This is a genomic window from Lactobacillus sp. UMNPBX17 (assembly GCF_002553735.1).
GTDB lineage: Bacteria > Bacillota > Bacilli > Lactobacillales > Lactobacillaceae > Lactobacillus > Lactobacillus gallinarum.
The window spans coordinates 1-12,976 of the sequence record NZ_PCYT01000048.1; the positions used below are offsets into that span (position 1 = coordinate 1).

The following is a 12,976-nucleotide window of genomic DNA, read 5'->3' on the forward strand; positions in this document are numbered from 1 at the left end:
AGGAAATCATCGTTCTTTTTTCATGTCTTAGGAATTAGTTTTTTCCCAGACACTTTTTTTATGAAATAAATTATTTGGTCAACTTGTCTGTACTTTCAAGTAATTCAGCACGTTGAGCTAAATTCATGTAAAGTCTGTTGTTTGAAACAGCGATACCTTCAATTTCACGACCAGTGTGGAATTGATAAGTATCCTTGACTTCACCATTACGAGCAATTTTAGCAATTACATCGTTAAATGCAAGATAGAAGTTGTCATTCTTAGCATCGTATGTGAAACCTTGAGTATAAGTATTTGAAACAATACCAGTCTTAGTTGCACCTACCATAGTTGGGTACCAGTTATCACCTTTACGGTTGAATTCCCAGTATTCAGTTTGGTTCTTTTGCTTGTTGTAAAGAGTTGTGTACATCTTGTGATCACTTACAATAACACCATCGTGGAAGTAACGGCCTTCTGAGTCGCTACCATTCCAGCATTTGAATGTCCAAATCTTATTAATGCTCATATCGCTCTTACGGATTTGAAGCAATTCTTCTGATCTATTGCTCTTATATGATGTCTTATTATCATAGTTAACTACATAAATATACTTATCAGTTGCGCCCATAGCTTGACCGTGACCAATTGGAATATATGGACTTACCTTAATATTTTTAACGTAAGAATTGAACTTCTTTTGAGACATATCAAGCAAGTATTGACCATTAAAAGCATTAGTCAAATGGTTTAAATTATAAGCAATGATGTGACCATTAGAAATTTTAGTACTGCTGAGTAAACTAGTGTAAAGCCAGCCGTCTGACATAGCAATACCTTCTGGAATATGACCTACACGGTTAATGTAATCGTCGTCTTTAATGTCTCTAGCAACACTAAGTAAAACTGGTTGGAAGAAACGAGTCTTAAAGGTCATATTACCATTATCAGTAGTGTAACTGTGCTTTGCTTTATCCGGAGCAAAGTCAGTCTTAGTTACGTAGTTAGATGAACTACCATAGTAAGTCTTCCAAGATTTTAGGTCACCACTAAATGGTTGTGCTGAAACACTATCTGCATCAGCAACGCCTTCTTTAGTACTCTTTCTTACAGTAACTTTTACAGTAGCTTTAGCACTACCATAACTATACTTAACCTTGTAAGTACCTGGTTCAGAACAATCAATTGCATCTTCAGAAATTGTAATATCTTGGGTAGGAATAACGGTTCCCATATAGTTAGTTACATAACTAACTGCATCTTCTGGAGCAAAATCAGAATGACTATTTCTTACTAAACTTACAGTCTTAGGAACAGCAATAGTGTTTCTAGTAAACCAGTTTTGGTTAACATATCCTACTTTACGGCCATTAACATAAATGCGCCAGTAGGTACCGTTGTGAGTTTTAATTCGTTGATCAGATTGAATATGAGCATATTGATAGTCACTGGCATCTGCTAACTTCTTAACAGGCTTACCATTCTTAATGCTCTTATAAACATTGTAATGTTTATTACTACCTACTTTAACCATCAAATCGTAAGAAGTACTGGTTTGAACTGGCCCCTTTTTAGCAGTTGAACTATCTTTAGCTTTGTCTGTTTTAGTAGTTGACTTAGAATTAGCGGCAAAAACAGGATTTGAATAACCCATTAATAAACCAACACTAACTGCAACAGCTGATGTTGCAGTTAAAATCTTATTTGTATATTTCAAGCTTGTCCTCCTACAATATTACAACAATATTTTACATAGTTATTATAATATATAAACAATATTCTCAAAAATACAATTTGAATACAAGTAAATCTCTTTATTTGACACTTTTATTACGAAGTGATTTAATTAGCACAGTACTTAAAAGAGTGCTAATTAATACGAAATAAATTTAGGAGGCAAATATATGCTAGTACCTACAGTTATTGAACAAACTGCTCGTGGTGAACGTGCTTATGACATTTACTCACGCTTATTAAAAGATAGAATTATTATGTTGAGTGGCGAAATTAACGACCAAATGGCTAACTCAATTATTGCTCAATTGCTTTTCCTTGATGCACAAGATAACACTAAGGATATTTCACTTTACATTAATTCACCAGGTGGTGTAATTACTTCTGGTCTTGCAATTATGGATACTATGAATTTCATTAAATCAGATGTATCAACTATTGCAATTGGTATGGCTGCTTCAATGGCTTCTATTCTTTTGACTAGTGGTACTAAGGGTAAGCGTTTCGCATTACCTAACTCTACTGTACTTATTCACCAACCTTTAGGTGGAGCACAAGGTCAACAAACTGATATTCAAATTGCAGCTAACGAAATTTTAAAGAGTCGCAAGAAGATTAACGAAATCTTACACGAAACTACTGGTCAACCTTTGGAAAAGATTCAAAAGGATACCGAACGTGATAATTACTTAACTGCTGAAGAAGCTAAGGAATACGGTTTAATCGATGAAATTATGGTTAATAAGAAGAAGTAATCATAAATTATAATCAAAAGAGGATTTGCGTGTGCGAATCCTCTTTTTTTAATCTCTCAAATTTTCAGCCAATTCATGTAACTTTTTGAATCGATGATTGACACCAGATTTTGAAATAGGTCCATCCGGAATTTGATCCGCTACTTCTTTTAAAGTTAATTCTGGATGAGCTAATCTAAAACGTGCTAAAATCTGTAACTTTTCTGGTAAGCTGTCGATTCCTTTTTCTTTTTGAATCAACTGAATATCTTCTACCTGTTTTGCAGAAGCGGAAGCCGTCTTTTTCATATTAGCTGTATCACAATTAACCAAGCGATTAACCGAATTACGCATGTCTCGCATGATTCGTAAATCTTCAAAATTTAGCATAGCATTTAATGCTCCAACTACATGCAAAAAATCTCCGATTTTAGCTGCTTCTTTAAGGTAGACAATGTAACCTCGACGACGTTTCGTCATCTTAGCATTCAAATAAAAATACTCATTCATCAACTTAGCTAAATCTTCATTATGATCTTCATAAGTTGAATAAATTTCTAAATGATATCTACTAGTCTCAGGATTATTAACGCTACCGCCAGCTAAAAAAGCACCTCTAAGATAAGACATTGCACCTTCCCGTGACTTCATAATTCTCTGTGGAATTCTGGTAACTAATCCTCGAGCAGGATCCCAAATATTTAAGTTTTCCAATATTTCTTGCACGTCACGATTAAGTCGAACTAGATACTGATTATTCTTTTTTAATTTCATCTTACGAGAAACAATCAATAATGGTTCAATTCCATATGCAACTTTAATCAGTTTAAAAATTCTTCGTGCAATAGCGGGATTTTCTGTAGTGATATCTAGACTAAATTGATGATCATGAAGATTTAAAACCCCATTCATTCGCAAAAAAGCAGCTAACTCTGCTTTAGCATGCTCTGGATGCACCTCAAGCGAAGTTAGCTCCTTTTTGACTTCACTAGCATAACTAGCCATTATTTTCCTTCATTCTTTTACGTGACATTGCCTCAAATGCCAAATTCATTATTTCCTTTGCTACTTTTTCTCCATCATGAAAGACCAACCCGTGTCGTTGATCAATAAAATCATCGGTAATAACACGACAATTTTGCGCTCTCAAACCATTAAAGTCATTCTTAACAGGTTCAAGATATGCATCATAATCCTCTGGGTGGAATTTACTCATATCAATTTTAGCTCCGTTAACTAAAGCTGTATTGATATAGTTTCCACCTAAGTGACGATTAATTACCTCCACGTGCTCTGCATCGCTAAAGTGATCAGTTTCTCCACGTTGAGTCATGATATTACAAATATAAACTACTTCAGCCGGGGTTTCTCGAACCGCTTCACCTAAATTAGAAATCATCAAATTAGGTAAAATAGAAGTAAATAAACTACCTGGACCTAAGACAACTGCATCTGCCTGCATTATCGAAGCTAAAACAGGTAAAACTGCTTTAGGTGTGGCATTCGAATTAGTATCTGTTACCCAAACACGTTTGATTCTTTTATCTTTTGAGGTAATCTCCGTTTCCCCGGCTTCCGTGGTACCATCAATAAACTCGGCGTTTAACGTTAAAGGTTCGTTAGATGCTGGAAAGACGTGGCCGTCGACCTTCATCATTTTAGATAAAGATTGAACAGCATCAAAAATATTCCCATGCATTTCATTCAAAGCTGCAATGATCAAGTTACCAATAGCGTGGCCTGAGAAGAATGCATCAGATGAATCAAACCGATATTGAAAAATGTCTTTTTCTTCTTGTGGCAAATCACTTAAAGAAACTAACACATTTCTAATATCACCCGGTGGAACAACGTTAATAAAATTTCTGATAGAACCAGATGAGCCACCATCATCGGATACCGTAACAATGGCAGTAATTTCCGCATTTTGATCTTTCAATGCATTTAGAATAACTGGTAACCCAGTACCACCACCGATAACTACCACCCGCGGACGTCTGCCTTTAATTACGCGCACAATTCGCGTTTCTCCATATGACATCGCGATATACCTACTTTCTAATGTAGCGACTTACCTCACGGTGAGTTATATCAACTGGATATTTTTTGGATAAGTCACGAGCAAGTTGTTGTGCAATTGATACACTACGATGTTGACCACCAGTACAACCAATTGCAATTGTCAATTTTTCTTTTCCTTCTTTAATATAACCAGGAATAGCGGTTTCTAATAAATCCAATAATTTTTGATAGAAAACCTGTGTCTCTTCTTTATTCATTACATAATCAAAGACACGCTTATCTAATCCTGTGAATGGACGCAACTCCGGAATATAGAATGGATTAGACAGAAAACGCACATCCATTACAATATCCGCATCAATTGGCATGCCATATTTAAAACCGAATGACATTACTTCAATTGAAAATGGCTGACGCTTACGGTCACTGAAAGTATTAATTAACTTCTGTTTTAAATCTTTAGTAGATAAATTAGACGTATTAATGATGTAATTTGAACGATTTTTGATTGGCATCAAAATACGACGTTCTTCTTGAATGCCATCTAACAAACGTCCCTTACCATTATTAGCTAGTGGTGGAAGCCGTCTAGTTTCCTTGTAACGTGCTACTAACACATCATCTGAAGCATCTAAAAAGAGAATAGTAGCTTGAACGGTGCCATTATCTTCGAGTGAATTTACCTCATCTAATAAATCTGTATAAAAAGTTTTAACACGTAAATCAATTACTACTGCTACCTTATGGAAATCATTTGAATTATTAATTAAATCCCAAAAGCTTCCCAATAATGTTGGTGGCAAGTTATCAACTACGAAGTAACCCATATCTTCTAAATCATGAGCCACAACAGTTTTGCCTGCCCCACTCATTCCTGTAACAATTAATAATTGTTTCTTATCATCAGCCATTGTTAGCCCTCCTTCTGTAAATTATATCATACCGGGTGTTCCATTATAGTGCAAAAAAAAGAGACCATCGCAGCCTCTTTTTCATAATTATTAACGGTGCATAAATGCAACGACTATTTCATTGATACCAAATACTAACAACCAAAATGCAACTAACCATACTAAACTCAAAGCTGCAAAAAGTGGGTTAAAGATCAAGAAAATAGCAATAACTAAACTTAGAATGTTCAAAACTAAGTTAAAGATAAAGTATCCTGTTGAAAAGTCACGCAAGTGCCATGAAAAGGCAATTCCGACAGCTGAGTCGACAAAGAACCAAATTGCAAATAAATATGCAATGGTCAATCCACCAATATCATATGAGCATAAGAACAAAATACCCACAATGATATCTAAAATACCTGAAATAAGTGCTACCCAACTACGTGCGAAGAAAGCACGAAAACGTGAATAACCAGCAAGCCATACTAAACCTTGCAAAATTGACAAAATACCAAAGATTAATACAAATGCATGCAATCCCTTGGCTGGATGTCTAAGAAGCAAAAAAGCAACAACAACCATTAATACACCAGCGATAAATGCGCCCCAATCGAAGCCACGATTATCTCTAGAACTTGAAAAAATGTCCATTATTCGTCCTCCTTGGTGCCTATTTTACACTTATTCGAGGATAAAAACACTTACGCATTACTTTTTATTTTCCGCATCCCTAGTTAACTTAGTATCACGCTTTAAAACCGGCTTTAAATATTGACCAGTATAGCTTTCTTTCACCTCCGCTATTTCTTCAGGCGTTCCTGTAGCAACAACGTTACCGCCACCTTCACCGCCTTCAGGTCCTAAATCAATAATCCAGTCAGCGTTTTTAATCACATCTAAATTATGTTCAATTACTAGAACAGTGTTTCCTTCATCAACTAAACGCTGCAAAACTTCAAGCAAGCGTTTAATATCATCGGTATGCAGACCTGTCGTTGGCTCATCCAAAATATAGAAATTCTTACCAGTTGATAATTTCTGCAATTCTGCAGCCAACTTCATTCTCTGGGCTTCCCCACCTGATAAAGTTGTAGCAGATTGACCTAATTTAACATAGCCTAAACCTACATCAACAATAGTCTGCAATTTACGTGCAATTTTAGGAATATTTTCAAAGAACTTGCATGCTTCATTAATTGTCATATCAAGCACTTGAGCAATATTCTTTTCACGATAAGTTACTTCCAAGGTTTCTGAATTATAACGACTGCCATGACAAACTTCACATGGGACATACACATCTGGCAAGAAATTCATTTCGATCTTAACAATTCCGTCACCATGACATGCTTCACAGCGGCCGCCTTTAACATTAAATGAAAAACGAGCCTTAGTATAACCTCTCATTTTAGCTTCATTTGTTTGAGCAAAAAGCGTACGAATATCATCGAAAACGCTAGTATAAGTAGCCGGATTACTACGTGGGGTACGTCCAATAGGACTTTGATCAATATCGATGATTTTTTCAATATTTTTATAGCCACGAATTGACTTATATTTACCTGGCTTAGTTGAATTATGATTTAACTTTTGCGCTAATGCTCGCTTTAAAATCATATTAACTAAAGTTGACTTACCTGAACCAGAAACACCACTCACTACGACAAATTTTCCTAAAGGAAAATCAACGTTAATATTCTTTAAATTGTTTTCTTGTGCACCGGTAATAGTGATCTTCTTACCATTACCCTTGCGGCGTTTTAATGGCACAGGAACAAACTTTTTTCCCGACAAATATTGACCAGTCAAAGACTTAGGATTTTTCTCCACTTCTTCTGGTGTACCTTGAGACATTACCTTACCGCCGTAAACGCCGGCGCCTGGTCCCATATCAATCAGATAATCGGCTTGGCGCATAGTCTCATCATCGTGTTCAACCACAATCAAAGAATTGCCTAAATCACGCATTCTCTTAAGTGAAGCAATCAAACGATCATTATCACGTTGATGAAGTCCAATTGAAGGTTCATCTAAAACATACATAACTCCTGATAAGTTAGAACCAATCTGGGTAGCCAAACGAATACGTTGAGCTTCCCCACCAGATAAAGTATTAGCAGAACGAGAAAGGGTCAAATAATCTAATCCAACGCTGTCTAAGAATGAAAGACGATCACACACTTCTTTCAAAATTGGTTTAGCAATTACAGTTTCTTGTTCACTTAATTTGACGCTCTTAAAGAAATCTAAGGATTTATTGATTGAAAGTTCAGAAGCTTCAGCGATATCCTTGTCCATTACCTTTACAGCCAAAGCTTTTTCATTTAATCGCTTACCGTGACAAGTTGAACAAGTCAGCTCTGTCATATACTTGCCCATCACATCGCGCATAAATTTGGACATTGGATGTTTATAGCGTCTTTCAACATTATCCATTACCCCTTCAAAAGGCTGGGTTGTGTCATTAACGCCAAAATCCCCTGTAACATGAAATTTCACTGGCTTAGTTGAACCGTGAAGAATCGTTTCTCTTTGCTTTTTAGTTAATTTATTAAAAGGCTTGTCCATTGGAATATCAAGTGCTGCACAAGCTTGTTCTAACATTTCAGTGTAATAATTAGACGTCTTCCATGGAGCTAACGCACCTTCTGCCAAAGTTTTGGTCTTATCAGGTACAACCAAATCTTCATCAACGGCTAAATTCATCCCTAATCCATCACAATCAGGACAAGCACCAAATGGCGCATTAAATGAAAATAGTCTTGGCTCCATTTCGCCTACTGTAAAACCACACTTAGGGCAAGCATAATATTCAGAGAAGTTAAGCATCTCCCCGCCAATAACATCAACATTCATGTAGCCATCAGATAAACGAAGAGCTGATTCAATTGAGTCAAACAAACGAGATTTAATACTATCTTTCACGATTAAACGATCCACAACAATATCAATATTATGTCGCTTATTTTTAGCTAAATTAAACTCTCCTCCAATTTCGTGCATCTCACCATCAACAATAACACGAACATATCCAGCACGTTGTACTCGTTTAAAAACTTCCTTGTGTTCACCGCGTTTAGCACGAACAACGGGAGCTAACAATTGGATTTTAGTTCTTTCGGGTAAAGACATGATTCGGTCTACCATTTGATCAACCGATTGTCGTTCAATCAAAGTTCCATCATTCGGACAAATTGGATGACCTACACGAGCCCATAAAAGACGTAAATAATCATTGATTTCGGTTACTGTTCCGACAGTTGAACGTGGATTATGTGATGTGGTTTTTTGATCAATTGAAATAGCGGGATTCAACCCATCGATTGAATCAACATCTGGTTTATCCATCTGGCCCAAGAATTGTCTAGCGTAACTAGAAAGTGATTGTACATAGCGTCTTCTACCCTCTGCATACAAGGTATCAAAAGCTAAAGAACTCTTTCCAGAACCTGATAGACCAGTAACTACTACTAATTGGTTTTTAGGAATAGTTATATCAATATCCTTTAAATTATGTTCTCGTGCACCACGAATAACGATCTTATCATTTACCATTAAAAGCTTTCCCCTTTTTTGTCTTTGGTTTTCTAGATGACTTTTGTAAATCGATAATAGCATCCCGTAAGTTTGCTGCCTCTTCAAAGTCCAACTTTTTAGCGGCTTCCTTCATCTGCTCTTGCAAATTCTTAATCATCGTCTTCTTTTGACTAGCAGTCAATTCATCGAAGTTCAAATCAGCAAAACTATCAGACTTTTTATCTTTATCATCACTTGATGGCTTCGTAATAGAAATTACATCTTGAACAGGCTTGATAATTGTCTTAGGTGTAATTCCATGTTCTTTATTAAACTCTTCTTGAATCTTACGCCGTCTCTTAGTGGCATTGATTGCGGCTCTCATAGAATCAGTAATCGTATCGGCATACATAATTACTTCACCATTTGCATTACGAGCCGCACGACCCATTGTTTGAACTAGCGGACGATATGCACGCAAAAAGCCTTCTTTATCTGCATCCAAGATAGCTACCAGTGAAACTTCTGGCACATCAATACCTTCACGTAACAAGTTAATTCCGATTAACACATCAAATTTACCTAAACGTAAATCACGCAAGATTTTCATTCGCTCAAGTGTCTTAATGTCAGAGTGCAAATATTGCACTTTGATTCCCAGATCCTTTAAGTAATCTGTCAGATCCTCTGCCATCTTTTTGGTCAAAGTAGTAACAAAGACTCGTTCATTGCGATCAATCCGTTTATTAATTTCGCCAACTAGATCATCGATCTGCCCTTCAATCGGCCTTACTTCAATCTTCGGGTCTAGTAAGCCTGTTGGTCGAATAATTTGTTCAACCTTATGATCAGTTCGCTCTAATTCATAATCACCTGGCGTAGCAGAAACATACAGTATTTGATGAACATGCTTTTCAAATTCAGATAACTTAAGTGGACGGTTATCAAGCGCTGATGGTAAACGGAAACCATAATCAATCAACGTCTGCTTACGATTGCGGTCACCATTATACATCGCACGAATTTCGGGCATAGTCGCATGCGATTCATCAATTAAAATCAAGAAATCATCAGGGAAGAAATCTAGCAAAGTATAAGGCGGTTCTCCAGCTTTTCTACCTTCCATGTGACGAGAATAATTTTCAATTCCGTTAGTATAGCCAACTTCACTCATCATTTCCATATCATATGTAGTACGTTGCTTAATTCTCTCGGCTTCAAGTAGCTTGCCTTCGCCTTCAAACTTCTTTACCTGAATTTTCATTTCTTTAGAAATCTCTTTAAGCGCGCGCCGCAATTGTTCATCATTAGTCATAAAGTGCGTAGCTGGGAATAAAGAGATACTTTCTCTTTCACCAATTACTTCTCCAGTCAAAGAGTCAATTTCAACAATGCGATCTATTTCATCCCCGAAAAATTCGATACGATAAGCATGATTCGAGTTACCAGCTGGGAAAATCTCTACCACATCGCCGCGAACACGGAAACGTCCCCGTTGAAAATCGATATCGTTGCGGTCATATTGCAAGTTTACCAAATCACGCAATAATACATTACGATCATATTCTTGACCTTCATGAATCATCAAAACGCTACGGGCATATTCTTTAGGATCACCTAAACCATAAATTGACGATACAGAAGCTACGACAATAACATCGTTACGCTCCATTAAAGCTGAAGTAGTGGCGTGTCGCAACTGATCGATTTCATCATTGATAGCCGAATCCTTTTCGATATAAGTATCGGATTGAGGAACATAAGCTTCTGGCTGATAATAATCGTAGTAAGAAACAAAATACTCAACTGCATTATGAGGAAAGAAACTTTTAAACTCGCCATAAAGTTGACCTACTAAAGTTTTATTATGCGTAATTACCAAAGTGGGCTTATTCAAGTTAGCAATAATATTGGCCATAGTAAAAGTCTTACCAGTACCAGTTGCACCCTCCAAAATTTGTTCTTTATAGCCTTTTTTAAAGCCAGCAGTTAATTTATCAATAGCCTGCTCCTGGTCTCCAGCAGGTTTAAATTTAGATACTAATTCAAATTTGCGATCTTTTTGTCGTTTAATCATGGTCAAAAACTCCTCATGAAAAAAGTTGGACCAAATTGTCCAACTTTCTAATTAGTATTTATATTTTACTACCACGAACGTGTTTTCGCACGAAATATGCCCATTTTATTTAAGAAGTTCAGCTAAAGCTGCTTGGTAGTCTTGTGCAGCCTTCTCTGCAGTTGCGATATCCTTCTTATTTACACCAACATAAGCCTTGATAACTGGTTCAGTACCTGATGGACGAAGAGCAACCCAAGTTTCATCATCTAAGAAGTACTTCAATACGTTTGATTCTGGGAATTCTTCAAGTGGTGTAACATTACCATTTTCAATAGTTTCTTTCTTCAAGAAGTCTTGAATCTTGTTAACTTTGACACCATTGATTTCGCTTAAATGTTCATCACGCAACTTGCTCATGAGGGCTGCCATCTTCTTTTGACCGCCGATACCTGGCATTTCGATAGCCTTGGTAATTTCATAAGCTACACCGTACTTCTTCCAGATTTCTTGCAAGCCATCAAAAACAGTCATGTCCTTAGAAGCATAGTAACTAGCAACTTCGGCAAACATCAATGCACCTTGCATAGCATCCTTGTCTCTAGCAAATGGTTTGAATAAGTAACCATAACTTTCTTCAAAGCCCATGAGGAACTTAACATCGCCAGCCTTCTTCATGCGGTCAACTTCTTCACCGATATACTTGAAGCCAGTCAAAACGTGTTTAGTCTTAATGCCAAAATCTTCTGCAATCTTAAATGGTAAAGCACTTGAAACAACTGAAGTAACGATTTCATAATCGCTAGTCAACTTGCCACTTTCTTTCATATGAACAAGCAAGTAGTAAGCCATCAAAGTAGCAATTTGGTTACCAGTCAAAACTTGGAAGTCGCCATCAGATTTTCTAACAGCTGCACCCATTCTATCAGCATCTGGATCAGTAGCAATGATTACGTTAGCATTAACTTCATCAGCTAATTTAAATCCAGGCTTGAAGACATCACGATATTCCGGGTTAGGCTTAATTGTAGTTGGAAATTCTGGGTCAATGATTGATTGACTAGGAACTGGAATTACATTGTCAAAGCCACCTTGTCTAAAGGCACGATCATAAAGCATCTTACCTGTACCATGAAGTGGTGTGTAAATAATCTTTAACTTATCAGCATTTGCTTTAACCATTTCAGGATCAACAGTTACTTGCTTTAATTCATTCAAATAGTCTTCATCAACATCTTCACCGATTAATTGCAAAGTACCATTTGCCCGTAATTCTTGGACAGGTGCTGCCTTTACACTAAAAATGTCAGTTACTTTTTGAGCATATGCAAATAAACGATCTGCGTTTTCTGGTGCCATTTGTGCACCATCTTCACCATAAACCTTGTAACCATTATATTGCTTAGCATTGTGAGAAGCAGTGATATTAATACCTGCAAAAGTATGCAAATGACGAACAGCATATGAAAGTTCAGGTGTTGGTCTTAAATCATCAAACAAATATACGTGAATCCCGTGTGCACCTAAAATACGTGCTGCATGTTCCGCAAATTCTCTTGAGTGATATCTTGAATCAAATGAGATAGCTACACCGCGCTTTTTAGCTTCTTCACCATTTTCATCAATCAATCTTGCTAAGCCTTCAGTAACTCTGCCAACTGTAAAAAGATTGATTCTATTAGTTCCGGGTTCAAGACGACCTCTCATTCCGGCAGTCCCAAAATTGATATCTTGACCAAAGGCATCTTCAATCCATTTTTCATCTTTACCTAAAGTATCTAATTGATCCTTTAAATAATCAGGTAAATTATTAGCATTTTGCCATTCTTCAAAAACTTCTTTTGCGTTCATATTTTCCTCTATTCATCAAAATAAATACGTATCGGATTTTAAAGCTGTCTTTAACTTTTTATTATCTAGTAACAATTATAAAACTTCTGCTTTATTAATTTAACGCTTTAACTACTAAAAAGTCATTTTTTTATTCCCTGAATTGTCAAATTAAGTGCAACAGTTAGGCTATGAAGAAATATATTGCTTGA

At 36.5% G+C, this 12,976-nt stretch carries 9 protein-coding genes; 1 reads left to right on the plus strand and 8 read right to left on the minus strand.

Features of this window, described 5'->3' with window-relative positions:
• Window positions 1–70: 70 nt before the first annotated feature.
• Window positions 71–1,696 carry an SH3-like domain-containing protein gene (locus CP368_RS07490; RefSeq protein ID WP_098045940.1) on the minus strand — a complete coding sequence of 542 codons (1,626 nt, stop codon included), beginning with the start codon at window positions 1,694–1,696 and terminating at the stop codon, window positions 71–73.
• Window positions 1,697–1,883: 187 nt separating this feature from the next.
• Between CP368_RS07490 and clpP the strand changes: the two genes are divergently transcribed.
• A complete protein-coding gene (gene clpP, locus CP368_RS07495) occupies window positions 1,884–2,468 on the plus strand; it encodes an ATP-dependent Clp endopeptidase proteolytic subunit ClpP (RefSeq protein ID WP_005718663.1) in 585 nt (194 codons plus the stop codon).
• Window positions 2,469–2,516: 48 nt separating this feature from the next.
• On the opposite strand, the gene whiA is transcribed toward clpP, so the two are convergent.
• The 7 genes from whiA to CP368_RS07530 all read right to left on the minus strand — a co-directional run bounded on the left by whiA (window position 2,517) and on the right by CP368_RS07530 (window position 12,785).
• Window positions 2,517–3,452, minus strand: coding sequence for a DNA-binding protein WhiA (whiA, locus tag CP368_RS07500; RefSeq protein ID WP_025005150.1), 936 nt, complete (start codon window positions 3,450–3,452; stop codon window positions 2,517–2,519).
• Window positions 3,445–4,488 (minus strand): gluconeogenesis factor YvcK family protein, encoded by a 1,044-nt coding sequence (gene yvcK / locus CP368_RS07505; protein ID WP_025005151.1) that lies wholly within the window; start codon window positions 4,486–4,488, stop codon window positions 3,445–3,447. The genes whiA and yvcK overlap by 8 nt, the downstream gene beginning before the upstream one ends.
• Window positions 4,489–4,498: 10 nt before the next feature.
• Window positions 4,499–5,380, minus strand: a complete 882-nt coding sequence (gene rapZ, locus CP368_RS07510) for an RNase adapter RapZ (RefSeq protein WP_025005152.1) — start codon at window positions 5,378–5,380, stop codon at window positions 4,499–4,501.
• Window positions 5,381–5,470: 90 nt separating this feature from the next.
• Complete coding sequence (locus tag CP368_RS07515; protein WP_025005153.1) at window positions 5,471–6,013, minus strand: HdeD family acid-resistance protein; 543 nt, start codon at window positions 6,011–6,013, stop codon at window positions 5,471–5,473.
• 57 nt (window positions 6,014–6,070) lie between these two features.
• A complete protein-coding gene (uvrA, locus tag CP368_RS07520; RefSeq protein WP_098045941.1) occupies window positions 6,071–8,917 on the minus strand; it encodes an excinuclease ABC subunit UvrA in 2,847 nt (948 codons plus the stop codon).
• On the minus strand, window positions 8,907–10,955 hold the full coding sequence (gene uvrB / locus CP368_RS07525; RefSeq protein ID WP_056945509.1) for an excinuclease ABC subunit UvrB: 2,049 nt from the start codon (window positions 10,953–10,955) through the stop codon (window positions 8,907–8,909). Before uvrB ends, uvrA begins: the two co-directional genes overlap by 11 nt.
• 105 nt (window positions 10,956–11,060) lie before the next feature.
• On the minus strand, window positions 11,061–12,785 hold the full coding sequence (locus tag CP368_RS07530; protein WP_098036547.1) for a phospho-sugar mutase: 1,725 nt from the start codon (window positions 12,783–12,785) through the stop codon (window positions 11,061–11,063).
• Window positions 12,786–12,976 lie beyond the last annotated feature (191 nt).

Excerpts from the sequence above, each read along its gene's own strand:
- CP368_RS07515 (WP_025005153.1), bottom strand. The coding sequence starts at position 6,013 with ATGGACATTTTTTCAAGTTCTAGAGATAATCGTGGCTTCGATTGGGGC.
- CP368_RS07530 (WP_098036547.1), bottom strand. The coding sequence starts at position 12,785 with ATGAACGCAAAAGAAGTTTTTGAAGAATGGCAAAATGCTAATAATTTA.
- whiA (WP_025005150.1), bottom strand. The coding sequence starts at position 3,452 with ATGGCTAGTTATGCTAGTGAAGTCAAAAAGGAGCTAACTTCGCTTGAG.
- uvrB (WP_056945509.1), bottom strand. The coding sequence starts at position 10,955 with ATGATTAAACGACAAAAAGATCGCAAATTTGAATTAGTATCTAAATTT.
- yvcK (WP_025005151.1), bottom strand. The coding sequence starts at position 4,488 with ATGTCATATGGAGAAACGCGAATTGTGCGCGTAATTAAAGGCAGACGT.
- rapZ (WP_025005152.1), bottom strand. The coding sequence starts at position 5,380 with ATGGCTGATGATAAGAAACAATTATTAATTGTTACAGGAATGAGTGGG.
- clpP (WP_005718663.1), top strand. The coding sequence starts at position 1,884 with ATGCTAGTACCTACAGTTATTGAACAAACTGCTCGTGGTGAACGTGCT.
- uvrA (WP_098045941.1), bottom strand. The coding sequence starts at position 8,917 with ATGGTAAATGATAAGATCGTTATTCGTGGTGCACGAGAACATAATTTA.